The organism is Streptomyces sp. HUAS YS2 (assembly GCF_033343995.1).
Taxonomy (GTDB): Bacteria; Actinomycetota; Actinomycetes; order Streptomycetales; family Streptomycetaceae; genus Streptomyces; species Streptomyces solicathayae.
Genome location: NZ_CP137573.1, coordinates 3554710 through 3579679, shown reverse-complemented (window position 1 = coordinate 3579679; position 24970 = coordinate 3554710). Strand labels below are relative to the sequence as shown.

Below are 24970 nucleotides of genomic sequence, written 5' to 3'. Positions count from 1 at the left end.
GTTGCTTGAGAACTACACAGTGGACGCGAGCATCTGTGGCCAAGTTTTTAAGGGCGCACGGTGGATGCCTTGGCACCAGGAACCGATGAAGGACGTGGGAGGCCACGATAGTCCCCGGGGAGCCGTCAACCAGGCTTTGATCCGGGGGTTTCCGAATGGGGAAACCCGGCAGTCGTCATGGGCTGTCACCCATGCCTGAACACATAGGGCATGTGGAGGGAACGAGGGGAAGTGAAACATCTCAGTACCCTCAGGAAGAGAAAACAACCGTGATTCCGGGAGTAGTGGCGAGCGAAACCGGATGAGGCCAAACCGTATGCGTGTGATACCCGGCAGGGGTTGCGCATGCGGGGTTGTGGGATCTCTCTTTCACAGTCTGCCGGCTGTGAGGCGAGTCAGAAACCGTATGGATAGGCGAAGGACATGCGAAAGGTCCGGCGTAGAGGGTAAGACCCCCGTAGCTGAAATCTGTACGGCTTGCTTGAGAGACACCCAAGTAGCACGGGGCCCGAGAAATCCCGTGTGAATCTGGCGGGACCACCCGCTAAGCCTAAATATTCCCTGGTGACCGATAGCGGATAGTACCGTGAGGGAATGGTGAAAAGTACCGCGGGAGCGGAGTGAAATAGTACCTGAAACCGTGTGCCTACAAGCCGTGGGAGCGTCGGACGTGCTTGCACGTCTCGTGACTGCGTGCCTTTTGAAGAATGAGCCTGCGAGTTTGCGGTGTGTTGCGAGGTTAACCCGTGTGGGGAAGCCGTAGCGAAAGCGAGTCCGAATAGGGCGATTCAGTAGCGCGCTCAAGACCCGAAGCGGAGTGATCTAGCCATGGGCAGGTTGAAGCGGAGGTAAGACTTCGTGGAGGACCGAACCCACCAGGGTTGAAAACCTGGGGGATGACCTGTGGTTAGGGGTGAAAGGCCAATCAAACTCCGTGATAGCTGGTTCTCCCCGAAATGCATTTAGGTGCAGCGTCGTGTGTTTCTTGCCGGAGGTAGAGCACTGGATAGGCGATGGGCCCTACCGGGTTACTGACCTTAGCCAAACTCCGAATGCCGGTAAGTGAGAGCACGGCAGTGAGACTGTGGGGGATAAGCTCCATGGTCGAGAGGGAAACAGCCCAGAGCATCGACTAAGGCCCCTAAGCGTACGCTAAGTGGGAAAGGATGTGGAGTCGCAGAGACAACCAGGAGGTTGGCTTAGAAGCAGCCACCCTTGAAAGAGTGCGTAATAGCTCACTGGTCAAGTGATTCCGCGCCGACAATGTAGCGGGGCTCAAGCGTACCGCCGAAGTCGTGTCATTGCAGCAATAGGGCCAACGCCCGCTGTGATGGGTAGGGGAGCGTCGTGTGCCGGGTGAAGCAGCCGCGGAAGCGAGTTGTGGACGGTTCACGAGTGAGAATGCAGGCATGAGTAGCGATACACACGTGAGAAACGTGTGCGCCGATTGACTAAGGGTTCCTGGGTCAAGCTGATCTGCCCAGGGTAAGTCGGGACCTAAGGCGAGGCCGACAGGCGTAGTCGATGGACAACCGGTTGATATTCCGGTACCCGCTTTGAAACGCCCAATATCGAGCCCATTAATGCTAAGGCCGTGAAGCCGCCCCGGAGCCTTCGGGCAAAGGGGAGTGGTGGAGCCGCTGACCCAAGGTGGTAGTAGGTAAGCGATGGGGTGACGCAGGAAGGTAGTCCAGCCCGGGCGGTGGTTGTCCCGGGGTAAGGGTGTAGGGCGCTGTCTAGGCAAATCCGGACAGCACGTAGCCTGAGACCTGATGCCGAGCCGATTGTGGTGAAGTGGATGATCCTATGCTGTCGAGAAAAGCCTCTAGCGAGTTTCATGGCGGCCCGTACCCTAAACCGACTCAGGTGGTCAGGTAGAGAATACCGAGGCGTTCGGGTGAACTATGGTTAAGGAACTCGGCAAAATGCCCCCGTAACTTCGGGAGAAGGGGGGCCACGTCTGGTGATGAGTCTTGCACTCTGAGCTGGGGGTGGCCGCAGAGACCAGCGAGAAGCGACTGTTTACTAAAAACACAGGTCCGTGCGAAGCCGTAAGGCGATGTATACGGACTGACGCCTGCCCGGTGCTGGAACGTTAAGGGGACCGGTTAGCTCTGTTTCGACAGGGCGAAGCTGAGAACTTAAGCGCCAGTAAACGGCGGTGGTAACTATAACCATCCTAAGGTAGCGAAATTCCTTGTCGGGTAAGTTCCGACCTGCACGAATGGCGTAACGACTTCTCGACTGTCTCAACCATAGGCCCGGTGAAATTGCACTACGAGTAAAGATGCTCGTTTCGCGCAGAAGGACGGAAAGACCCCGGGACCTTTACTACAGTTTGATATTGGTGTTCGGTTCGGCTTGTGTAGGATAGGTGGGAGACTTTGAAGCAGCCACGCCAGTGGTTGTGGAGTCGCCGTTGAAATACCACTCTGGTCGTGCTGGATGTCTAACCTCGGTCCGTGATCCGGATCAGGGACAGTGTCTGATGGGTAGTTTAACTGGGGCGGTTGCCTCCCAAAGGGTAACGGAGGCGCCCAAAGGTTCCCTCAGCCTGGTTGGCAATCAGGTGTTGAGTGTAAGTGCACAAGGGAGCTTGACTGTGAGACCGACGGGTCGAGCAGGGACGAAAGTCGGGACTAGTGATCCGGCGGTGGCTTGTGGAAGCGCCGTCGCTCAACGGATAAAAGGTACCCCGGGGATAACAGGCTGATCTTCCCCAAGAGTCCATATCGACGGGATGGTTTGGCACCTCGATGTCGGCTCGTCGCATCCTGGGGCTGGAGTCGGTCCCAAGGGTTGGGCTGTTCGCCCATTAAAGCGGTACGCGAGCTGGGTTTAGAACGTCGTGAGACAGTTCGGTCCCTATCCTCTGTGCGCGCAGGAATATTGAGAAGGGCTGTCCCTAGTACGAGAGGACCGGGACGGACGAACCTCTGGTGTGCCAGTTGTCCTGCCAAGGGCATGGCTGGTTGGCTACGTTCGGGAGGGATAACCGCTGAAAGCATCTAAGCGGGAAGCCTGCTTCGAGATGAGTATTCCCACCTCCTTGAGAGGGTAAGGCTCCCAGTAGACGACTGGGTTGATAGGCCGGATGTGGAAGCCCAGTAATGGGTGGAGCTGACCGGTACTAATAGGCCGAGGGCTTGTCCTCAGTTGCTCGCGTCCACTGTGTTAGTTCTGAAGTAACGAACTCCCTTTGCCGGTTGAGTTCAACTTCATAGTGTTTCGGTGGTCATAGCGTTAGGGAAACGCCCGGTTACATTCCGAACCCGGAAGCTAAGCCTTTCAGCGCCGATGGTACTGCAGGGGGGACCCTGTGGGAGAGTAGGACGCCGCCGAACAATCATTGTGGGAAAGCCCCGCACCTTATGGTGCGGGGCTTTTCTGCGTTTACGGCATCCTTCGGCGCCTAGGGTGAACTCATGCGCTATGAACTGGTCGTCTTCGACAACGACGGGGTGCTCGTCGACAGTGAGCCGCTCGCCAATACCATCCTGGCCGGCTATCTCACCGAGCTCGGGCATCCCACCTCGTACGAGGAATCCCTGCGTGACTACATGGGCTCCGCGGTGCACCGGGTGCACGATCTGATTCTCGAGCGGACCGGGCGGCGGTTGCCGGAGGAGTTCGACGAGACGCTGCACGCGCGCACATTCGCTGCCTTCGAACGGGAGTTGGAGCCAGTGCCGGGCGTCGTCGACGTGTTGAAGCGGCTCGTCGACGAGGGCGTGCCGTACTGCCTCGCCTCCTCCGGGAGCCATGAGCGGATCCGCGTCGGGCATCGGAAGACGGGGCTGGACGCCTGGTTCCGGGACGAGAACATCTTCAGTGCGCAGGACGTCGGGCGGGGCAAGCCGGCGCCGGACCTGTTCCTGCACGCGGCCGAGCGGATGGGTGTGGCGCCCGAGAGGTGCGTCGTAGTCGAGGACAGCCGGCTCGGCGTCCAGGCGGCGGTGGCCGCCGGGATGGACGTGTACGCGTTCACGGCCATGACGTCGCACGAGCGGCTGGCCGGGGCCACACGGTACTTCGGGCGCATGGACGAGCTGCCCCCGAGATTGGGCCTGTGATCTATCTACCCACGAGTAAGGTCCGGGCCCTACGCTGTGCCGCCATGACAGATGAGCGGTTGCGGGGTGGGCGCAGATCCCTCGCGGTGAGTTTCTTCGTTCAGGGCGTCACCTTCGCCCTGCTCGTGACCCGAATACCGGCGATCCAGGACCAGTACGGGATCTCGGACGGGCTGCTGCCCGTCTTCCTGGCCGCCGTGCCGATCCTGGCCGGAGTCGCCAGCGTGGTGACCGAGAAGGTCGTCGCCCGGTCCGGGCCGGCGGCGCTGCTGCGCTGGGCGCAGCCGGTGGTGCTGCTCGCGCTGGTGGGCGTCGGGGCCGGTTCGCAGCTGTGGCACGCGGCCGTCGCGCTCGGGCTCTTCGGTCTGGCGGTGGGCGCTCTGGACGCCTCCATGAACATGCTGGGGGTGAGCCTCCAACGGGCTTACGGGCGGAGCATCATGCTCGGCTTCCACGCCTCGTACAGCCTCGGTGGCATCGCCGGCGCCTCGCTGGCCTGGGTGGGGGCGCACTGGCACCTGTCGCTGTTCGCGTCCTATCTGCCGGTGGTGGCGCTGCTGCTGCCGGTCGCGTTCGTCGGCAGCCGCTGGTACGTGAACGGCGAGCCCGCGCCGCAGGGGACGGGGCACTCCCAGGTGCGGGGTGGGGTCGCGTTCAAGTTGCTGATGCCGCTCTGTCTCGTGATGACCTTCGCGTACATCGGGGACTCCACGGTCTCCAACTGGTCGGCGAAATACCTCCAGGACGTGCTGCACAGCTCGGAGGAGATGGCGACCGTGCCGTACAACGCGTACATGGTGACGACGCTGCTGGGCCGTTCGGTCGGCGACTTCGGGGTGCGGCGCTTCGGTGCGGCGGCCGTGGTGCGTGCCGGGGCGGTGCTCGCGGCGGTCGGGTTCGCCGTCGTGGCGGTGGCGCAGGGCGCCCGGGTGGGGATGGCCGGGTTCACGGTCCTCGGGCTGGGGCTGAGCGTGGTCGTGCCGCAGACGTTCGCGGCGGCCGGGCGGCTGTTCCCGGAGCACAGCGACGCGGCCGTGGCGCGGCTCAACGTCTTCAATTACGTGGGCTTCCTGATCGGCTCCCCGCTCGTGGGGGCGCTCGGCGATGCGTGGAGCTACCGCGGGGCGATGCTCGTGCCGATGGTGTTGGTCCTGGTGACGGTGGTGTATGCCACGTCGTTCGGCGCGCGACCGGCCCGATACGGTGGCGGGCATGAGCAGCCGCGCACTGTTGATGTGGGATGACGCTGTCACGGCGTACGACTTCGGTCCCGACCATCCGATGGACCCGGTACGGCTCGCGCTGACCATGGGGCTGGTGCGGGCGTACGGGCTGGACCGGCGGGTCGACGTGGTGGCGGCGAAGCCGGCGGGCGATTCGACGCTGCGGCTCGTGCACCGCGAGGACTACGTGGCGGCCGTCCGGGCCGCGTCCGCGGACCCGCGGGCGGCGGACCAGGCGTACGGGCTGGGCACGGTCGACGACCCGGCGTTCGCGGGGATGCACGAGGTGTCCGCGCTGATCGCCGGGCAGTCGGTCGGCGCGGCGGAGGCGGTCTGGCGCGGGGAGGCCGCGCACGCGGTGAACTTCGCGGGCGGGCTGCACCACGCGATGCCGGGGGCGGCGTCCGGGTTCTGCATCTACAACGACGCGTCGCTGGCGATCGCCCGTCTCCTGGAGCTGGGTGCGGAGCGGGTCGCGTACGTGGACGTGGACGTGCATCACGGCGACGGGGTGCAGGCGGCGTTCTGGGAGGACCCCCGGGTTCTGACGATCTCGCTGCACGAGCACCCGCGCACGCTGTTCCCGCAGACCGGCTGGCCGGAGGAGACCGGTGCGCAGGGTGCCGGCGAGGGCGGTGCGGTGAACGTGGCGCTGCCGGCGGGGACGGGGGACGCGGGCTGGCTGCGGGCGTTCCACGCCGTGGTGCCGGAGCTGATCGCGGACTTCCGGCCGCAGGTCCTGGTGACGCAGCACGGGGCCGACACGCACTTCGAGGACCCACTGGCCCATCTGGCGGTGTCGCTGGACGCGCAGCGGGCGGTGCAGGAAGCGTGCCACGACCTGGCGCACCAGTACGCCGACGGGCGGTGGGTCGCGCTGGGCGGTGGCGGGTACGCGGTGGTGGACGTCGTGCCGCGGTCGTGGACGCATCTGGTGGGCATCGCGGCGCACGCGCCGGTGGAGCCGGAGTCGGTCATCCCGGTGGAGTGGAAGGACCAGGTGTACGCGCGGACGCGGCAGCTGGGTCCTGGACGGATGACGGACGGCCGGTGGCCGGTGGGGTGGCGGGACTGGTCGGAGGGGTACGACCCGGCCGACCGGCTGGACCAGGCGGTCCTCGCCACTCGTAAGGCGGCGTTCCCGCTGCGCGGGCTGCTGCCCTGAGCCGGGAGGGCGCCCGGGCCCTCGTAGCGCCTTACCGGGGCCCTCGTGGCCCCGTACCCGGGGACATTCGGACAGTCTGCGGCGGCGTTACGCCAACTGTGGTGTCTGTGGCGGGTTTTGACGTTTGCGGGCGGGGTCTGCGGCAGCATCGAGAGGGTGCTGAGTACCGGGGCGTTGCGTGCGCATCTGTTGGCGGCGAGGTTGGCCGGGCCCGTGTCGACCTCGCGCGAGGAGAGTCTGCGGAGCTACCGGCTCTTCGCCGCGCGCGATCCGCGGGTGACGCTGGGGCTGCACCCCGACCGGCGCTGGGACGAGCAGGAACTGCTGCGGCTGATGGTGGCCAAGTGCGGGGTGTCGGACGACCCACGGCACCGTACGGGGCCCGATGTCATCGACCCGGAGCGGACCCTGCACGGCCTCGACGCGTTCGCGGTGCGGCTGCGGGCGGCGGCGGCGCGGCGGGCTCCGGTGCTGTTCGGGACGGGGCATCCGCACCGGCTGCTCGGGTTCTACGCCGGGCTCGCAGACGCGATGTCGGCGGCGGGATGTCTTGTCCTCACCCCGTCGCAGGGGCGATGTGTCGACATAACGACCCGGTTCGGTCTACGTACGTACAACCTCGACTACGTACGGGGAGTCGCGTTCGTGCGCGAACCCGGAGCGCCCGCAGCCGGGCGTGAACCGGGGGCGCACACGCACTCGCCGCTCCCGGTCAGGGCCGCTCTGGAGGGCGCGGCCGACGCCGGCCTGCCGCTTCCTGAGCTCGTCGTGGGGGACCACGGCTGGGTCTGCGGGGCTGGTCAGCTGGGCCTTGAGGCCATCGGGCTGGCCGACACGGACGATCCGGCGCTGTTCGTGGGGGAGGCGGAGGGGCGGGTGTCCGTCGCGGTTCCGCTCGATGACGCTGTGCGGTCCGCCTACTACCGCCCGCTCACGCGCTATGTACTCAATCGAGCGTGTCTGTCACAGTAGGCCGCCGATGGCTGCTCCTCTTCCCCACTCGCATCACCCGCCCCTAGTCTGGGGAGTGAGCGCACAGCGACGCAGGGTCACCGGAGGGGAAGCCGGTGGGCGTCGTGTGCGGAAGGTACAGGTGGGTCATGGCTGCAGGCGAGAGGCCTCTCAACGAGGTCAAGTTTCTGACCGTGGCGGAAGTCGCCTCGGTGATGCGTGTGTCGAAGATGACCGTGTACCGCTTGGTGCACAGCGGTCATCTGCCGGCGATCCGGGTGGGAAGGTCCTTCCGGGTCCCGGAGCAAGCGGTGCACGAGTACCTCCGGGACTCCTTCGTGGGGGTGGAGACCGCGTAGCCGGGAGTTCTCCGGGGGATCTCCCAGAGATCCCCGGGGGTTCCCGTACCCCTCGGATTACAAGCTCGGCGCTCGGGCCGGTAGGCTAGGCCGACGTAGGTCGTGTGGGCCCAGACGCCCCGCACCGATCCCCGCTGGCGCGGGGATGTTCCGAGAAGTGAGCGAGGGTAGTCGTGGGCTCTGTTATCAAGAAGCGGCGCAAGCGGATGGCGAAGAAGAAGCACCGCAAGCTGCTCAAGCGCACCCGCGTTCAGCGTCGCAACAAGAAGTAAGCGGCAGCTGTACGCGACGGGCTTCATGCGCGTCGGGCGTGGCCCCTTCACCGTTCCGGTGGAGGGGCCACGTCGTTTTTCGCGTGGTTGCACCCGGTGGTCATCACAGCGCAACAGGCAACCGCTACGGTGGCGCACAGGCGAGGACCGAAGGGAAGGCGCTGGTCTTGGGAAAGGTCGTGCTCGTCACCGGTGTGGCCCGGCAGCTCGGCGGCCGTTTCGTCCGCCGCATCCAGCGGGACCCCGACGTGGAGCGGGTGGTCGCGGTGGACGCCGTGCCGCCCGAGCACCGTCTCGGCGGCGCGGAATTCGTCCGGGCGGACATCCGCCAGCCGACGATCGCGAAGGTGCTCGCCGAACACGACGTCGACACGGTGGTCCACATGGACGTCACCGGCACGGCGCTCGGCGCCGGCGGCCGTACGTCGGTCAAGGAGACCAACGTCATCGGCACCATGCAGCTGCTCGGCGCGTGCCAGAAGTCGCCGCGGATCAAGCGGCTGGTGATCAAGTCCAGTACGAGCGTGTACGGCTCCGCGCCGCGCGACCCGGCCGTCTTCACCGAGACCACCCCGCCGAAGTCGCTGCCGAGCGGCGGCTTCGCGAAGGACGCGGTCGAGGTCGAGGGGTACGTACGGGGCTTCGCCCGGCGCCGCCCGGACGTGGCGGTGTGCGTGCTGCGGTTCGCGAACATCCTCGGGCCGTGCGCGGACTCCCCGCTCGCCGAGTACCTGTCGCTGCCGGTGCTGCCGACGGTGTTCGGCTACGACCCGCGGCTGCAGTTCGTGCACGAGGACGACGTGATCGACGTGCTGCGGATCGCCTCGCGCGAGCCGCGCCGGGCGACGCTGAACAGCGGCACGTTCAACGTGGCGGGCGACGGGGTGCTGCTGCTCTCGCAGTGCGCGCGGCGGCTCGGCCGGCCGACGGTGCCGGTGCTGTTGCCGGCGGTGACGTGGGTGGGCCAGGCGCTGCGGACGGTCGGGGTGACGGACTTCTCGCCCGAGCAGATCCGGCTGCTGACGCACGGCAGGGTCGTCTCCACCGTGCAGATGCGCGAGACGCTCGGCTTCGCGCCCCGGTTCACCACGGCCGAGACCTTCGCGGACTTCGCGCGCAGCCGCGGGCCGGGTCTGCTGCCGCCTGAGAGCCTGGCGGGAGCGGTGGACCGGGTCGCGGCCCGGCTGACGACGAGTACGAGGGAGCGCGCGTAACGATGGCGGACGCCAAGGTCATTCCGTTCGACGACGACCGGCCGCGGCCGCCCCGGCGGCGGTCCGCGGCGGCGCGGGACACGGCCGTCAGCCCGCTGCCCGGCCGGCAGCGGACGCCGCTGGAGGTCGCGCAGACGGCCTCGGAGACGGCCTCGGGAGCCCCTGAGGGCCGTGGCGGGGCCGAGGGCGCCCAGGAGGCCCAGGGGGCCGCCGGGGCGGCCCCGGGCGCGGAGTCGGCCCGGAGCGGCTGGGAGCGGCGGCTCGCGGGCGGTCTGGCGTTCCTGCGGCGCCGGGTGACGGGCGAGTACGACGTCGACGAGTTCGGGTACGACGAGGAGCTCACCGACCAGGTCCTGATGTCGCTGCTGCGCCCGATGTACGAGAAGTACTTCCGGGTCGAGGTCAAGGGCATCGAGAACATCCCCGCCAAGGGCGGGGCGCTGGTGGTGGCCAACCACTCCGGGACGCTGCCGCTGGACGGGCTGATGATGCAGGTCGCCGTCCACGACAACCATCCGGCGGGCCGGCACCTGCGGCTGCTCGCCGCCGATCTGGTCTTCATGCTGCCGGTGGTCAACGAGCTGGCCCGCAAGGCCGGGCACACGCTGGCGTGCGCGGAGGACGCGGAGCGGCTGCTGAGTCGCGGCGAGATCGTGGGCGTGATGCCGGAGGGCTTCAAGGGCATCGGGAAGCCGTTCGGCGAGCGGTACAAGCTGCAGCGGTTCGGGCGGGGCGGGTTCGTCTCGACGGCGCTGCGGGCCGGGGTGCCGATCGTGCCGTGCTCGATCGTCGGGGCGGAGGAGATCTACCCGATGATCGGCAACGCGAAGACGCTCGCCCGGATCCTGGGTTTCCCGTACTTCCCGATCACGCCGACGTTCCCGTGGCTGGGGCCGCTGGGCGCGCTGCCGCTGCCGACGAAGTGGACGATCCAGTTCGGCGAGCCGATCCCGACGGACGGCTACCCGGCGGAGGCGGCCGAGGACCCGATGCTGATGTTCAACCTGACGGACCAGGTCCGCGAACAGATCCAGCACACGTTGTACAAGCTGCTGGTGCAGCGGCGGTCGGTGTTCTTCTGAGGGGTACGGGGCGCGCGCCGCTCGTACGGCCCCGTACCGCTCGTACGCGAAAGGGGCGCTCCTCCGTTGCCGGAGGGGCGCCCCTTTCCTGTGCTGTGCCGCTCTTCTGCCGTGCCGCGCTAGTCGGTGCTCTCGCTGTCGATGCCGAGGCCCGGGAGGAGGCCCGGCAGCAGGGGCGGGAGGGTGACGTCGGGGCGGGGGGCGGTGGACTGGCCGCCGGACGGGGCCGGGGTGGCGCCCGTCGCGGGCGGGTCGAGCAGGCCGCCCGTGTTGCCGCCGAGCAGGCCGTCGTCCTCCCGGTCCTTGGAGCCGGAGCCGGATCCCGACGGGCGGGGCTGCGTCTCCGTGCCGGACGCGCCGGGGGAGGTCGCGGAGGACGGCGTGCGCGAGCCGGTCCCGCTGCTCGGGGTCGTGCCGTCGCCGGGGACGGACGTGCCGCCGGGGCCCCTGTCCAGGGTGCGGGGGAGCACCGACTGGAGCGGCTCGACGTCTTCGTCTATGGCGTTGAAGACGTCGTTGACCTGGTTGCCGACGTCGGTCAGCTGCGCGGGGAGCCGGCCCCGCAGGCCTTGCCAGGTGGCGCGGTGGGACTGTGCGAACGCGTTCAGCCGCGCCATCGGGGCGATCTCGCCGTCCCGGTCGTAGGCGAGGCGGAGCAGCCGGTGGCCCTCGGCGGCGTCGTGCTGCATGCCGCCCAGCGCACGGCGGATCTCGGCGAGCGACTCGTGGTCCAGGGCGCCGGCGCGGTCCCGTTCCATGAGTCGGCGGGCCTCGCTGAGCCGGGTCGACGCCTGGTCGAGGTAGATGCCGCCGCGGTCCGCGTCGTCGTCCGCCATCCCGAGCTTGAGGTCCTCCATGCCGCGCTTGAGCCCGTAGAGCGAGTCACCGGGCAGGGCGTCGGAACTCGCAGCAGCCACACCGCTGAAAGCGCCGGCGGCCACACCGACGGTGAGCCCGCCCGCCGCGATGCCCTTCGTCCACCGGGATCGGGGACGCAATTTCCGGAGCGGCGAGGCCCGGTGGGCTCCCCGGCCGCTCGGGGCCCGTTGCTCCGGCACGGTAGGGCCCGCGGCCGCGGTCCCCTCCGCGAACATCGCCTCCATGGCGGCCACGAGCTGGGCTCGCTGCACCACCTTGGTCTCGGGATCCATTGCGGGCTTCGGCAGCTCGCCCAGACCGTTCGCCAGGGCCAACAGCCGCCCCTGTTCGGCCGGTTCGGCCGAAACCTCGGGCTGCTCGGCCGCCGTGCCCTGAAGCGTCCGATCCTCCAGGGCCTGGGCGAAGGCGTTCGCCCGCCGGTGCGCCGAAACGTTCGCGATCACTGGCGGCACCTCCTCTCGTCATGACGGTCGACTCCCCTTGGGGTCCGGAAGGTTGCACACCTTGAGCACATCCACACGAAAGAGTGAGTGGAAGTGGACATGGCGTGACCATAGGGAGCCTGCATCCCGCACAACGAGCGGCGCGGCACTTGGGTTACGCGCGAAAGATGATCGGACCAGTGCGTCATCGAGGCGTCACCGACGGTGAGTTGAAGTGGGCGTGGAAGGGCGGGGGGTGGGGTGCTGCAGGGGGTGGTGAGTGGGGGAGGGGGTGAGGTCAGCGGGCGTCGTCCGGGAGGAGCCGGGCCAGGGTGCGCACGGCCCGGTACTGGAGCGTCTTGATCGCACCCTCGTTCTTGCCCATCACCCGGGCGGTCTCGGCGACCGAGAGCCCCTGGAGGAAGCGCAGGGTCACGCACTCCTGCTGCTGCGGATTGAGCCGGCGGACGGCTTCGAGCAGCGCGGCGTTGGACAGGGACTCCAGGACGGAGTCCTCCGGGCTGCGCTCGACCTCGTTCGCGTCGAGCATCTCGCCGGTGGTGACCTCGAGCCGGAACCGGCTCGACTTGAAGTGGTCCGCGACCAGGTTGCGGGCGATGGTGACCAGCCAGGCGCCGAAGTCGCGGCCCTGCCAGGTGAAGGTGGAGATCCGGCGCAGGGCGCGCAGGAAGGTCTCGCTGGTGAGGTCCTCCGCCGTCGCCTTGCCGCCGACGCGGTAGTAGATGTAGCGGTAGACGGTGTCGCTGTACTGGTCGTAGAGGCGCCCGAAGGCCTCGGCCTCGCCCGCCTGGGCGCGCTCGACGAGGTCCATCATGCGGGCGCTGTCGCTGTCGGCCGTGGGGCGGCGGGCCGTGGTCGAGGTGCCCGTGCCGCCCCGTCCGCCCCGTCTGCCCACGGCGGCACCGCCGTCGGCCAGGGCATAGCAGGGGCCGGCCGGAGCCGGTGTGGCGAAGGCGGGGACGGAGACGGGGACGGCGTACGCGGTGGGGACGAAGCCGCGCAAGTGGTCGAGGACCGTTGCGCGCAGCGTAGCCAGGCCCGAGGCGTCAACCCCGACGTGTGGGTACACGGGACTCCCAGAGGCAGAGCTTCCATCACGTGCAGTGCGGGACCGTTCACCCGTCGTAGCGACGCGTGGGTTCCGGTATGCGTCTGAGGAGAATAACGCTTCGTACAGGCGGCGCTACACCCAGTTGCTCAAATCATCGATTCGGTCGCATCTGTTACCGCTCATGGACGGATCAAGTCGCACTTGTTGACCGGAAGTTGATCGAATTGCTTCGTGATCTGTCGATCTGCACGTTGCGTTGTGCCCGACCGCAGACAATGCGACTGGCAGGCCCCGGTGCGGGGTAGGAAACGCAGATTGGCCAGATGCCGCCCGGCGTGGCGCTGTTCGACCACGGACGGGTGACAGGCGCCTGTCCCACGTAGTCAGAGACGATCGCGGACGGGCAGAAGGTTCAGCGGCGGCGGCGGTGCAGCGCCACCGCGGCGGCGGTGCCGCCGGCCAGCGCGCCCACCCCGGCGGCCGCCGGGATGCCGACCTTGGCCGCCTTGCGGCCCGTCCGGTAGTCGCGCAGCCGCCAGTCGCGCGCCTTCGCGTGCTTGCGCAGCTTGGTGTCCGGGTTGATGGCGTACGGGTGCCCGACGAGCGAGAGCATCGGGATGTCGTTGTGCGAGTCGCTGTACGCCGCGCAGCGGGACAGGTCCAGGCCCTCGGCCGCGGCCAGCGCCCGTACCGCCTCGGCCTTGGCGGGGCCGTGCAGCGGCTCGCCGACCAGCTTGCCGGTGTACACGCCGTCGACGGACTCGGCGACAGTGCCGAGCGCGCCGGTCAGGCCGAGCCGGCGGGCGATGATCGTCGCCGTCTCGACCGGGGCGGCCGTGACCAGCCAGACCTTCTGGCCCGCGTCCAGGTGCGCCTGGGCCAGCGCCCGGGTGCCCGGCCAGATGCGGTCGGCCATGTACTCGTCGTAGATCTCCTCGCCGATGGTCATCAGCTCGGCGACGCGGTGGCCCTTGACGATGGACAGCGCGCTGTCGCGGGCGTCCTGCATGTGCTCGGGGTCCTCGACGCCGGCCATCCGGAACCACGCCTGCTGCCAGGCGAACCGGGCCAGTTCGCGGCGCTGGAAGAACTTCCGCTTGTACAGGCCGCGTCCGAAGTGGAAGATCGCGGCGCCCTGCATGACGGTGTTGTCGAGGTCGAAGAAGGCGGCGGCCTCCACGTCCCCGACGACGGGGAACGCGGGCTCCGCGGGCTTCTCGGCGGTCGCGTCCGCGGTCGCGACCGACTCCAGCTCCTGCGACGTCTTGCGCGCTGCCTCTGCCGCGGCCTCTCCGGCCAGGACGCTGCGCGCGGTCGCGGAACGCTTACGAGGGGTGAGCCATCCCAGTGCGGCCATGTCGTGAGCATAGCCAGTCTGTTCGGCACCTCCCGACCCGTGGCGATACCGGAGCGTGAACACTGCGGGACTCCCCTGTTAAGCGGACGCCCACCGGCGCGGCGCGGACGGCGCAGAATGGACGGCATGTTCGGACGTACGAAGAAGAAGGCCGGCCCGCGCACCGTGACGCTGATCGGCAAGCCGGGGTGTCACCTCTGCGACGACGCGCGGGCGGTCGTGGAGGCCGTCTGCGTGGAGACGGGAGCACTCTGGGAGGAGAAGGACATCACCCAGGACGAGGAGCTCCATCGGGCCTACTGGGAACAGATTCCGGTCGTACTCGTCGACGGTGAACAGCACACCTTCTGGAAGGTGGACGCGGGACGGCTGCGGCGCGAACTGGGGGCCTGACCGAAAGGCGGCTACCATCGTGGACGTTTTGTTGGCTTTCGGGGGCGGGGTCATGAGGAGAGTGTGCGGTTTTGCCCCCTTCGGGTCTTCAACGGGCTGACGCGCTCCGCGGTTCCGTCCTGGCGCGAACCGGTCGCGTGACCCCGGTCACTTTGGCCGGACAAAACGGACACCATCTTTGTGCACGCGTTCACAAAGACATAGCCTGCATTCGACGGGGCGGTCCTGGGACGTATGGCCGCCTGCAGCCCCGCTCATCCCGCAGGAGCACCGTGGCAACTGGCCGAACTCACCGACCGGCGACCCGCAGCCGAGGAATCCCCGAGGCCACCGTCGCCCGGCTTCCGCTGTATCTGCGTGCGCTCACCGCACTGTCGGAGCGCTCCGTACCCACGGTCTCCTCCGAGGAGCTCGCAGCCGCCGCGGGGGTCAACTCCGCGAAGCTGCGCAAGGACTTCAGCTACCTCGGCTCGTACGGCACCCGCGGTGTCGGCTACGACGTCGAGTACCTCGTCTACCAGATCTCCCGCGAGCTCGGCCTGACCCAGGACTGGCCGGTCGTGATCGTCGGTATCGGTAACCTCGGCGCGGCCCTCGCCGGCTACGGCGGCTTCGCCTCCCGCGGCTTCCGCGTCGCGGCGCTGATCGACGCCGATCCCGCCATGACCGGCAAGCCGGTCGCCGGGATCCCCGTCCAGCACAGCGACGACCTCGAGAAGATCATCGCGGAGGACGGCGTCTCCATCGGGGTCATCGCCACCCCGGCCGGTGTCGCCCAGCAGGTCTGCGACCGGCTCGTGGCCGCCGGCGTCACCTCCATCCTGAACTTCGCCCCGACCGTGCTGTCCGTGCCCGACGGCGTGGACGTGCGCAAGGTCGACCTCTCGATCGAGCTGCAGATCCTCGCCTTCCACGAGCAGCGCAAGGCCGGTGAGGAGGCGGGCGCCGAGCCCGGCGCCCTGCCGTCCGCCCCCGCCCCCTACGCCGCGACCGAGGGCGACGCTCCCGCGCGTGGCGGCAAGGGCGGCGGCCGCAAGGGACCTGACGGGGACGCCCCCGCCGTGATGCCGGCATGAGCCTCCTCGTCGTCGGACTCAGTCACCGCAGCGCCCCGGTCAGTGTTCTGGAGCGGGCCGCGCTGTCCGGGGACACCCAGGTCAAGCTGCTGCACGACACCCTCGCCGCCGAACCGGCCGTCGAGGGCACCGTGCTGGCCACCTGCAACCGCATCGAGCTGTACGCCGACGTGGACAAGTTCCACGCGGGCGTCGCCGAGCTGTCCACGCTGCTCGCCCAGCACAGCGGCGTGGGCCTCGAGGAGCTCACTCCTTATCTCTATGTGCACTACGAGGACCGGGCCGTCCACCACCTCTTCTCGGTGGCCTGCGGACTCGACTCGATGGTCGTCGGCGAAGGCCAGATCCTCGGCCAGATCAAGGACGCCCTCGCGCTCGGCCAGGAGCAGCACACCGCCGGCCGGCTCCTGAACGACCTGTTCCAGCAGGCGCTGCGGGTCGGCAAGCGGGCGCACAGCGAGACCGGGATCGACCGCGCCGGCCAGTCCCTGGTCACCTTCGGCCTGGAGCAGCTCGCCGACGGCACCCCCGTCGACGCCTGGGCCGCCGGCAAGCGCGCCCTGGTGATCGGCGCCGGCTCGATGTCCTCGCTGGCCGCCGCCACGCTGGCGCGCGCCGGGGTCGCCGAGGTCGTCATCGCCAACCGCACCATGGCCCGCGCCGAGCGGCTCGCCGAGATCCTCGCCGAGCCCGGAGGCACCGGGGTGGCCGCCCGCGCGGTCGAGATGGTTGCCGTCGGCGACGAACTGACACGTGCCGATGTCGTCGTCTCCTGCACCGGTGCCACCGGACTGGTCCTGACCGGCGAGGCCGTCGAGGCCGCGACGACGGGACGTACCGCCCCGCTCGCCCTGCTCGACCTCGCCATGCCGCGTGACATCGACGCCGCCGCCCACCGGATGACCGGTGTCCGGCTCGTCGACATCGAGTCGCTGGCCGAGGCGTCCGCCGACGCCCCGATGGCCAACGACGTCGACCAGGTCCGCTCGATCGTCTCGGACGAGGTCGCCGCGTTCGGCGCCGCCCAGCGCGCCGCGCACATCACGCCGACCGTGGTCGCCCTGCGCACCATGGCCGCCGACGTGGTCGCCGGCGAGGTCGCGCGGCTCGAGGGCCGGCTGCCCGGCCTCGACGAGAAGCAGCGCGCCGAGATCACCCAGACCGTACGGCGCGTGGTGGACAAGCTGCTGCACGCGCCGACCGTGCGGGTCAAGCAGCTCGCCAGCGAGCCCGGCGGCGCCGGGTACGCGGACGCGCTGCGGACCCTCTTCGACCTCGACCCGGAGACGGTCGCCTCCGTCTCCCGGGCCGACCTGAATGACGCCGACGTCAAGAACCGAGGGCGAGTATGACCGAGAGGGCACTGAGGCTCGGGACCAGGCGCAGCAAGCTCGCCATGGCCCAGTCCGGGCATGTGGCCGACGCCGTCCGGCGGCTGACCGGCCGGCCCGTCGAGCTCGTGGAGATCACGACGTACGGGGACGTCTCCCGTGAGCACCTCGCGCAGATCGGCGGCACCGGCGTGTTCGTCGCCGCGCTGCGCGACGCGCTGCTGGCCGGCGAGGTCGACTTCGCCGTCCACTCGCTCAAGGACCTGCCGACCGCCCAGCACCCCGACCTGGTGCTGGCCGCGATCCCGGAGCGCGAGGACCCGCGCGACGTCCTGATCGCGCGCGACGGCCTGACGCTGGAGACGCTGCCCGACGGCGCCCGCGTGGGCACCGGCTCGCCGCGCCGGATGGCGCAGCTCAACGCGTTCGCGCGGTCCCACGGGCTGCGCATCGAGACCGTGCCGATCCGCGGGAACATCGACACCCGCGTCGGATACGTGCACAAGGGCGAGCTGGACGCGGTGGTTCTCGCCGCGGCCGGCCTCAACCGCATCGGCGGGACCGAGGAGCTCACCGGCTCCCTGTCGCTCGACTTCCTGTCGGTCGACACCGTCCTGCCCGCCCCCGGCCAGGGGGCCCTGGCGATCGAGTGCGCGGCGTCGAACGCCGACCTCGTCACCACGCTCGGCGCTCTCGACGACCCGCACACCCGGGCCGCCGTGACCGCCGAGCGGACCCTGCTCGCCGCCCTGGAGGCCGGCTGCTCCGCACCCGTGGGTGCGCTGGCCGACCTGCTGGCCGAAGATTCCGGCCGCGGGCAGATTTTCACCGAAATGCGCCTGCGTGGCGTCGTCGGCACCACCGACGGTTCCACGCTCGTGCAGCTGTCCACCACCGGTCCCGTGCCCACGTCGAACGACGCGGCGACGGCCCTCGGACGCGAACTCGCGGCCGAGATGCTCGCCAAGGGTGCGGCCGGTCTTATGGGGGAGCGAGCACTTTGAGCCCCACCAGCCCGACTGCCAGCCACGCGTCGTCCCTTCCCTTCGGGCAGGGACACGTCACCTTCCTCGGCGCAGGCCCCGGTGATCCCGGACTGCTGACCCTGAGGGCCGTCGAGGCCCTGGCGGGTGCCGACGTCCTGATCGCCGAGCCGGACGTGCTCGACGTCGTCCGCGGCCATGCCCGCCCGGGCGTGAGCACGCCCGAGCTGACGGTCGTTGACAAGGCGTCAACAACCGCCGATGTCCCCGTGTTGAGGGATGCGGCCAATCTTGTCATGGAGGCCGCACGGGGCGGCAAGCGGGTCGTCCGTGCGGTGACCGGTGACCCCGGCCTCGACGGTGACGCCGGCGCGGAGATGCTCGCCTGCGCCGCAGCGGGCGTCCCCTTCGAGGTCGTCCCCGGAGTCGCGACGGCGGTGGGCGTGCCCGCGTACGCCGGTGTCCCGCTGCGCGACGCGCAGGGCACCGACGTCCGTTTCGTCGACGCCAGGACCGCGGACGACCGCTGCTGGGCCGAGGTGGGCACGTCCGACGGGACCGTCGTGGTCTCCACGTCCCTGGACGCCGTCGCGGCGGCCGCGGGCGAGCTGGTGGCGGCAGGCCGTAAGCCGGACACCCCGCTCACCGTGACCGTCGCCGGCACCACCACCCGGCAGCGGACCTGGAGCGCGACGCTCGGCACGATCGCGCAGGTCTTCAAGCAGGGCAAGGTCCTGCCGTCGCCCGACGGCCACCAGCCCGTCATAGCCGTGGTCGGGGAGCGGTGCGCCCCGGCCCAGCGTGACCAGCTCGCGTGGTTCGAGTCCAAGCCGCTGTTCGGCTGGAAGGTCCTCGTACCGCGCACCAAGGAGCAGGCCGCCTCGCTCTCCGACCAGCTGCGCTCGTACGGCGCGGTGCCGCACGAGGTGCCGACCATCGCCGTCGAGCCGCCGCGCACGCCCCAGCAGATGGAGCGCGCGGTGAAGGGCCTGGTGACCGGCCGCTACGAGTGGATCGCCTTCACCAGCGTCAACGCGGTCAAGGCCGTCCGGGAGAAGTTCGAGGAGTACGGGCTCGACGCCCGGGCCTTCGCCGGGATCAAGGTCGCGGCGGTCGGCGAGCAGACCGCGAAGGCGCTCATCGACTTCGGCGTGAAGCCGGACCTCGTGCCGAGCGGCGAGCAGTCCGCGGCGGGCCTCCTGGAGGACTGGCCGCCGTACGACCCGGTCTTCGACCCGATCGACCGTGTCTTCCTGCCGCGCGCCGACATCGCGACCGAGACGCTGGTCGCGGGCCTGATCGAGCTCGGCTGGGAGGTCGACGACGTCACGGCCTACCGGACCGTGCGCGCCTCGCCGCCGCCGGCAGACACCCGCGAGGCGATCAAGGGCGGCGGCTTCGACGCGGTCCTGTTCACCTCCTCGTCGACGGTGCGGAACCTCGTCGGCATCGCCGGCAAGCCGCACAACGTGACGGTCATCGCCTGCATCGGCCCGGCGACGGCGAAGACGGCCGAGGAGCACGGCCTGCGGGTCGACGTCCTCTCCCCGGAGCCGTCGGTCCACAAGCTCGCCGAGGCGCTGGCGGACTTCGGCGTCCGGCGCCGCGAGGCGGCGCTGGAGGCGGGCGACCCGGTGACGCGGCCGTCCGAGCGCCGGCCGGGCGCGCGGCGCCGCCGCACGACGTGACCGAAGGGGCGCGGGACCGGACGGGTCCCGCGCCCCTCGCGCGTCCGGGGGCGTGGGGGCAGGCGCGGCCTTCCTGGTCCGGCAGGGTGTCGGTAAATGCACCCTCTGTCCGGGCGTAGCCTCGGGCGTATGAACTCGTACGGATCCTTTCCCGGGGCGCGGCCGCGGCGGCTGCGGACGACTCCTGCCATGCGGCGGATGGTGGCCGAGACACGGCTCAGCCCGGCCGACCTGATCCTGCCCGCCTTCGTGCGGGAGGGCATCAGCGAGCCCGCCCCCATCTCCGCGATGCCCGGCGTCGTGCAGCACACGCGCGACACCCTGCGGAAGGCGGCCGTGGAGGCGCTGGAGGCCGGGGTCTCCGGGATCATGCTCTTCGGCGTGCCGGAGGACGCGAAGAAGGACGGCGCCGGCACCGCGGGCACCGACCCCGACGGGATCCTCCAGGTCGCCATCCGCGACGTGAAGGCCGAGGTCGGCGACGACCTCGTCATCATGTCCGACCTGTGCCTCGACGAGTACACCGACCACGGCCACTGCGGCGTCCTGGACGCCGACGGTCGCGTCGACAACGACGCCACGCTGGAACGTTACGCCGAGATGGCCCAGGTCCAGGCGGACGCCGGCGTCCACGTCGTCGGCCCCAGCGGCATGATGGACGGCCAGGTCGGCGTGGTCCGGGACGCCCTGGACACCATCGGCAAGGAGGACGTCTCGATCCTCGCGTACACCGCGAAGTACTCCTCCGCCTTCTACGGCCCCTTCCGCGAGGCCGTCGGCTCCTCCCTGCAGGGCGACCGCAAGACCTACCAGCAGGACCCCGCCAACGTCCGTGAGTCCCTGCGCGAGCTGGCGCTCGACCTGGAGGAGGGTGCGGACATGGTCATGGTGAAGCCTGCGGGGCCCTACCTTGACGTGCTCGCGAAGGTCGCCGAGGCCGTGGACGTCCCCGTCGCCGCGTACCAGATCAGCGGCGAGTACGCGATGGTCGAGGCGGCCGCCGAGAAGGGCTGGATCGACCGCGACAAGGCGATCCTGGAGACCCTCACCGGCATCCGCCGCGCCGGCGCGCAGATGATCCTCACCTACTGGGCCACCGAGGCCGCGCGGAAGCTCCGCGAGAGCTGAGCCCCGCAGCCCCACCCAGCTCAGGAACCCCTTTCCGCCTCGGCGGGAGGGGGTTTTCCGTCTCCCGTCCCCGCTCGGACCAGGCGATCAGCGAGGCGACCTCCGTCGACAGGGTCGCGCCGACCGGCGTCAGCGCGTAGTCGACCCGGGGCGGCGACGTCGGCGTCACCGTACGGGCCGTCGCCTGATTGGTGGGGAGCGGCACGGCGGCGCACTCTGGAGGGGTACCGCTGGAGGTGGTCCTCATGATGCAGACGCTCGTCGGATGGCACATCGAGATGGAGTTCCAGGAGGAAGGCGACCGTACGAGGGCGGCGGCCATGGTGCGGCTCGGCGACGGCACCGAGTTCCGCGCCCACGGGACCGCCAATCGGCACCCGTCGGATCCCGATCAGCTGCGGGTCGGCGAGGAGATCGCGGGTGCGCGGGCCCTGATGGACCTCGCCTCCCAGCTCCTGCAGAAGGCCCACACGGAGATCGACGAGGTCTCCGGCCGCACCTCGCGCCCCATCCACTGACGACGAAGCCCCGGCACGGAGAACCGTGCCGGGGCCTTCGTCGTACGGATCAGGCCGTCAGAGGCGCTCGGGCGCCTGGATGCCGAGCAGCGCCAGGCCGCGCTGCAGCGTCCGCGCCGTCAGGTCGATCAGGAACAGCCGGTTCTCCTTCTGCTCCTGCGTGTCCGCCTTCACGACCGGACACTGGTCGTAGAACGCGGTCAGGTGCGAGGCCAGCTGGTAGAGGTACGCGGCCAGCTTGTGCGGCGCGTACTCCTCCGCCACCTCGGCGATCGCGGCACCGAACTGGTCCAGGTGCAGACCGAGCGCGCGCTCGGCCGGGGCCAGCTCCAGCTCCGGGTGGGCCGTCGGCACGGCGTCGCCGGCGTTCCGCTTGATCGACTGGATACGGGCGTACGCGTACTGGATGTACACCGACGTGTCGCCGTTCAGCGACACCATCTGGTCCAGGTCGAACTTGTAGTCGCGCACGGCGGAGGTCGACAGGTCGGCGTACTTCACCGCGCCGATGCCGATCTGGGCGCCGTTCTCGACGATCTCCTCCTCGGTGAGGGCGATCTTCTCGTTGTTCTTCTCGCGCACGACCTCGGTCGCCCGGTCGATCGCCTCGTCCAGCAGGTCCACCAGCCGGACCGTCTCGCCCTCACGGGTCTTGAACGGCTTGCCGTCCTTGCCGAGGACCGTGCCGAACGCCAGCTGGAACGCCGTCACCTCGTCGTTCAGCCAGCCCGCGCGGCGGGCCGTCTCGAAGACCATCTTGAAGTGCAGCGACTGCCGCGCGTCCACCACGTACAGCAGCGTCGACGCCTTCAGGTTCTGCACGCGGTCCCGGATCGCCGACAGGTCGGTGGCCGCGTAGCCGAAGCCGCCGTCCGACTTCTGCACGATCAGCGGGACCGGGTTGCCCTCCGGGCCCTTGATGTCGTCGAAGAACACGCAGAGCGCACCCTCGGAGCGGACCGCGACGCCCGACTCCTCGAGCAGCCGGCAGGTCTCCGCCAGCATGTCGTTGTAGCCCGACTCACCGACGATGTCGGGGTCCTGGATGTCCATGTCGAGCTTCTCGAAGACCGAGTAGAAGTAGATCTTCGACTCGTCCACGAACCGCTGCCACAGCGCCAGGGTCTGCTCGTCACCGGCCTGGAGGTCGACGACACGGGCCCGCGCCCGGGTCTTGAACTCCTCGTCCGAGTCGAACAGCGCCCGCGAGGCCTTGTACAGCCGGTTCAGGTTGGACATGGCCTCCTCGCCGGAGACCTCCGTGTCCGCGCCCTCGGCCTTGTGGTCCAGCTCGTGCGGGTGCTCGATCAGGTACTGGATGAGCATGCCGAACTGGGTGCCCCAGTCGCCGATGTGGTGGCGGCGGACCACCTTCTCGCCGGTGAACTCCAGGATCTCGACCATGGCCGCGCCGATGACCGCCGACCGCAGGTGGCCGACGTGCATCTCCTTCGCCACGTTCGGCTGCGCGTAGTCGATCACCGTGGTGCCGGCGGCCTCGTCGAACGGCACGCCGAGCCGGTCGTCCGCGGCGCGCGCCGCCAGCGTCCGCACGATCGCCGCGTCGGTCACCGTGATGTTCAGGAAGCCGGGGCCGGAGACCTCGATCTCCTTCAGCACGTCGTTCGCCGGGATCGCCCCGACGACCTTCGTGGCCAGCTCACGCGGGTTGCCCTTGAGCTGCTTGGCCAGCGCCAGGATGCCGTTGGCCTGGAAGTCGGCCCGGTCGCTTCGTCGCAGCAGCGGGTCGGCGGAACCGGCCTCCGGCAGGGCTGCCGAGAGACCTTCCGCGAGGCGCTGCTGCACGGTCGAAGCGAGGGAAGGGACCGAGGCCATGAGCTTCCGTTCCTGTCGGTGGTGTTCTGGGCTATATCGCTTGTCAAGTGTCCCACGGGTGGGCAACGTGTTTTCTCCACCTGTGGACAACCTCGGAGTGCTCCGTTCCGTCTGGGAGAATGGCTGACGTAAGGCTGCAAGGCTTTCGAGGGAATCAAGGAAGAAGGACGTACCGACCGTGGCTCAGAGCAGCACCGAGACCGACTGGGTCTCCCGTTTCGCGGACGAGGTCATCGCCGAGTCGGAGCGACGTGCGCCTGGCAAACCGGTCGTCGTCGCGTCCGGCCTCTCCCCGTCCGGCCCGATCCACCTCGGCAACCTCCGCGAGGTCATGACCCCGCACCTGGTCGCCGACGAGATCCGCCGCCGCGGGTACGAGGTCCGGCACCTCATCTCCTGGGACGACTACGACCGCTACCGCAAGGTCCCGGGCGGCATCGCCGGCATCGACGAGTCCTGGGCCGAGCACATCGGCAAGCCGCTCACGTCCGTCCCGGCCCCGGCCGGCTCGCCGCACGCCAACTGGGCCGAGCACTTCAAGGCCGCCATGGTCGAGTCGCTCGCGGAGCTGGGCGTCGAGTACGACCCGATCAGCCAGACCGAGCAGTACACCTCCGGCGTCTACCGCGAGCAGATCCTGCACGCCATGAAGCACCGCGCCGACATCGACGCCATCCTCGACCAGTACCGGACGAAGAAGGCGCCGAAGAAGCAGTCGCAGAAGCCGGTCGACGAGGCCGAGCTGGAGGCCGCCGAGGGCTCCGGCGCGGCCGCCGAGGACGACGGCTCCGGCGGCAGCGCCGGCTACTTCCCGTACAAGCCGTTCTGCGGCCGGTGCGAGAAGGACCTGACCACCGTCACCTCGTACGACGACGAGACCACCGAGCTGGCCTACACCTGCACCTCCTGCGGCTTCGCCGAGACGGTCGCGCTCAGCGAGTTCAACCGCGGCAAGCTGGTCTGGAAGGTCGACTGGCCCATGCGCTGGGCCTTTGAGGGCGTCATCTTCGAGCCCTCCGGCGTCGACCACTCCTCGCCCGGCTCGTCGTTCCAGGTCGGCGGCCAGATCGTGCGGATCTTCGACGGCGTGCAGCCGATCGGGCCCATGTACGCCTTCGTCGGCATCAGCGGCATGGCCAAGATGTCCTCGTCGCGCGGCGGCGTGCCGACCGCGGCCGACGCGCTGAAGATCATGGAGCCGCAGATCCTGCGCTGGCTCTACGCCCGCCGCCGGCCCAACCAGTCCTTCAAGATCGCCTTCGACCAGGAGATCCAGCGGCTCTACGACGAGTGGGACAAGCTGGAGGCCAAGGTCGAGGACGGCAGCGTGCTGCCCGCCGACGCCGCCGCCTACGCCCGCGCCGCCCGCACCGCCGCCGGTGAGCTGCCGCGCACGCCGCGGCCGCTGCCGTACCGCACGCTGGCCTCGGTCATGGACATCACGGCCGGCCACGACGAGCAGACCCTGCGCATCCTCACCGAGCTCGACCCGGAGAACCCGGTCACCGCGCTCGACGAGGTCCGCCCGCGGCTCGACCGCGCGGAGAACTGGATCACCACCCAGGTCCCGGCCGACCAGCGCACCGTCGTCCGCGACGAGCCCGACGCCGAACTCCTCGGCTCGCTCGACGACGAGGGCCGCGAATCGCTCCGCCTGCTCCTGGAGGGCCTCGACACCCACTGGTCGCTCGACGGGCTCACCACGCTCGTCTACGGCGTCCCGAAGGTCATGGCCGGTCTCGACCCCGAGGCCAAGCCCACGCCCGAGCTGAAGCTCGCCCAGCGCGCGTTCTTCGCCCTGCTCTACAAGCTCCTGGTGAGCCGGGAGACGGGCCCGCGCCTGCCCACCCTGCTCCTCGCGGTCGGCGCCGACCGCGTGCGCAAGCTGCTGGGCGCGTAGCCGCACGGGGGCACGCGGGCGGCCGGCTGGTCGGCGGACGGAGTCCGG

21 protein-coding genes and 2 rRNA genes are annotated in these 24970 nt (G+C 69.4%); 18 read left to right on the top strand and 5 right to left on the bottom strand.

Translation table 11 applies throughout. From position 1 onward, the window contains the following. Positions 1–37: 37 nt before the first annotated feature. From R2D22_RS16305 to R2D22_RS16260, 10 genes are all read left to right on the top strand, one after another. A 23S ribosomal RNA gene (locus tag R2D22_RS16305) occupies positions 38–3154 on the top strand. 73 nt (positions 3155–3227) lie between these two features. Continuing rightward, a 5S ribosomal RNA gene (gene rrf, locus R2D22_RS16300) occupies positions 3228–3344 on the top strand. An 81-nt stretch (positions 3345–3425) separates the two neighbouring features. Continuing rightward, a complete protein-coding gene (locus R2D22_RS16295; protein ID WP_318104231.1) occupies positions 3426–4073 on the top strand; it encodes an HAD family hydrolase in 648 nt (215 codons plus the stop codon). 44 nt (positions 4074–4117) lie between these two features. Beyond that, positions 4118–5317 carry an MFS transporter gene (locus R2D22_RS16290; RefSeq protein ID WP_318104229.1) on the top strand — a complete coding sequence of 400 codons (1200 nt, stop codon included), beginning with the start codon at positions 4118–4120 and terminating at the stop codon, positions 5315–5317. After that, positions 5286–6461, top strand: coding sequence for an acetoin utilization protein AcuC (locus R2D22_RS16285; protein ID WP_318104227.1), 1176 nt, complete (start codon positions 5286–5288; stop codon positions 6459–6461). Before R2D22_RS16290 ends, R2D22_RS16285 begins: the two co-directional genes overlap by 32 nt. Positions 6462–6617: 156 nt before the next feature. Beyond that, complete coding sequence (locus tag R2D22_RS16280) at positions 6618–7433, top strand: phosphatase (RefSeq protein WP_318104224.1); 816 nt, start codon at positions 6618–6620, stop codon at positions 7431–7433. A gap of 128 nt (positions 7434–7561) precedes the next feature. Next, positions 7562–7771 (top strand): helix-turn-helix domain-containing protein, encoded by a 210-nt coding sequence (locus R2D22_RS16275; protein ID WP_318104222.1) that lies wholly within the window; start codon positions 7562–7564, stop codon positions 7769–7771. A gap of 173 nt (positions 7772–7944) precedes the next feature. Then, positions 7945–8043, top strand: a complete 99-nt coding sequence (locus R2D22_RS16270) for a 30S ribosomal protein bS22 (RefSeq protein WP_003948845.1) — start codon at positions 7945–7947, stop codon at positions 8041–8043. 167 nt (positions 8044–8210) lie between these two features. Beyond that, positions 8211–9257: an NAD-dependent epimerase/dehydratase family protein gene (locus R2D22_RS16265; RefSeq protein WP_318104219.1), complete on the top strand. Its 1047-nt coding sequence runs from the start codon at positions 8211–8213 to the stop codon at positions 9255–9257. 2 nt (positions 9258–9259) lie between these two features. Beyond that, positions 9260–10339 carry a lysophospholipid acyltransferase family protein gene (locus R2D22_RS16260; RefSeq protein ID WP_318104216.1) on the top strand — a complete coding sequence of 360 codons (1080 nt, stop codon included), beginning with the start codon at positions 9260–9262 and terminating at the stop codon, positions 10337–10339. 119 nt (positions 10340–10458) lie between these two features. Here the strand turns inward: R2D22_RS16260 and R2D22_RS16255 are convergent, their stop codons facing one another. The 3 genes from R2D22_RS16255 to R2D22_RS16245 all read right to left on the bottom strand — a co-directional run bounded on the left by R2D22_RS16255 (position 10459) and on the right by R2D22_RS16245 (position 14069). Further along, positions 10459–11661 carry a DUF5667 domain-containing protein gene (locus R2D22_RS16255; RefSeq protein ID WP_318104214.1) on the bottom strand — a complete coding sequence of 401 codons (1203 nt, stop codon included), beginning with the start codon at positions 11659–11661 and terminating at the stop codon, positions 10459–10461. A gap of 277 nt (positions 11662–11938) precedes the next feature. Further along, a complete protein-coding gene (locus tag R2D22_RS16250) occupies positions 11939–12730 on the bottom strand; it encodes an ECF subfamily RNA polymerase sigma factor, BldN family (protein WP_318104211.1) in 792 nt (263 codons plus the stop codon). Between the two features lie 394 nt (positions 12731–13124). Then, positions 13125–14069, bottom strand: coding sequence for an HAD family hydrolase (locus tag R2D22_RS16245; protein WP_318104209.1), 945 nt, complete (start codon positions 14067–14069; stop codon positions 13125–13127). A gap of 117 nt (positions 14070–14186) precedes the next feature. Between R2D22_RS16245 and R2D22_RS16240 the strand changes: the two genes are divergently transcribed. The 6 genes from R2D22_RS16240 to hemB all read left to right on the top strand — a co-directional run bounded on the left by R2D22_RS16240 (position 14187) and on the right by hemB (position 20668). Beyond that, positions 14187–14462 carry a glutaredoxin family protein gene (locus R2D22_RS16240; protein WP_318104206.1) on the top strand — a complete coding sequence of 92 codons (276 nt, stop codon included), beginning with the start codon at positions 14187–14189 and terminating at the stop codon, positions 14460–14462. A gap of 272 nt (positions 14463–14734) precedes the next feature. Further along, positions 14735–15538, top strand: a complete 804-nt coding sequence (locus R2D22_RS16235; RefSeq protein WP_318104204.1) for a redox-sensing transcriptional repressor Rex — start codon at positions 14735–14737, stop codon at positions 15536–15538. After that, on the top strand, positions 15535–16890 hold the full coding sequence (locus tag R2D22_RS16230; protein ID WP_318104202.1) for a glutamyl-tRNA reductase: 1356 nt from the start codon (positions 15535–15537) through the stop codon (positions 16888–16890). The genes R2D22_RS16235 and R2D22_RS16230 overlap by 4 nt, the downstream gene beginning before the upstream one ends. Beyond that, entirely contained in the window at positions 16887–17873 is a 987-nt protein-coding gene (gene hemC, locus R2D22_RS16225; RefSeq protein WP_318104199.1) for a hydroxymethylbilane synthase, read from the top strand. Before R2D22_RS16230 ends, hemC begins: the two co-directional genes overlap by 4 nt. After that, positions 17870–19540, top strand: a complete 1671-nt coding sequence (locus R2D22_RS16220; protein ID WP_318104196.1) for a bifunctional uroporphyrinogen-III C-methyltransferase/uroporphyrinogen-III synthase — start codon at positions 17870–17872, stop codon at positions 19538–19540. The genes hemC and R2D22_RS16220 overlap by 4 nt, the downstream gene beginning before the upstream one ends. 129 nt (positions 19541–19669) lie before the next feature. After that, positions 19670–20668 carry a porphobilinogen synthase gene (gene hemB, locus R2D22_RS16215; RefSeq protein ID WP_318104194.1) on the top strand — a complete coding sequence of 333 codons (999 nt, stop codon included), beginning with the start codon at positions 19670–19672 and terminating at the stop codon, positions 20666–20668. Here the strand turns inward: hemB and R2D22_RS16210 are convergent. Then, positions 20622–20915: a winged helix-turn-helix transcriptional regulator gene (locus tag R2D22_RS16210; RefSeq protein WP_318104193.1), complete on the bottom strand. Its 294-nt coding sequence runs from the start codon at positions 20913–20915 to the stop codon at positions 20622–20624. The genes hemB and R2D22_RS16210 overlap by 47 nt on opposite strands. 1 nt (position 20916) lies before the next feature. Between R2D22_RS16210 and R2D22_RS16205 the strand changes: the two genes are divergently transcribed. Next, positions 20917–21186, top strand: coding sequence for a DUF1876 domain-containing protein (locus R2D22_RS16205; protein WP_318109797.1), 270 nt, complete (start codon positions 20917–20919; stop codon positions 21184–21186). Between the two features lie 57 nt (positions 21187–21243). On the opposite strand, the gene argS is transcribed toward R2D22_RS16205, so the two are convergent. Next, the gene (gene argS / locus R2D22_RS16200; protein ID WP_318104191.1) at positions 21244–23022 is read right to left on the bottom strand and encodes an arginine--tRNA ligase; all 1779 of its coding nucleotides are present in this window, start codon (positions 23020–23022) and stop codon (positions 21244–21246) included. A gap of 178 nt (positions 23023–23200) precedes the next feature. Between argS and lysS the strand changes: the two genes are divergently transcribed. After that, positions 23201–24922: a lysine--tRNA ligase gene (lysS, locus tag R2D22_RS16195; RefSeq protein WP_318104188.1), complete on the top strand. Its 1722-nt coding sequence runs from the start codon at positions 23201–23203 to the stop codon at positions 24920–24922. The last annotated feature ends 48 nt before the right edge of the window (positions 24923–24970 follow it).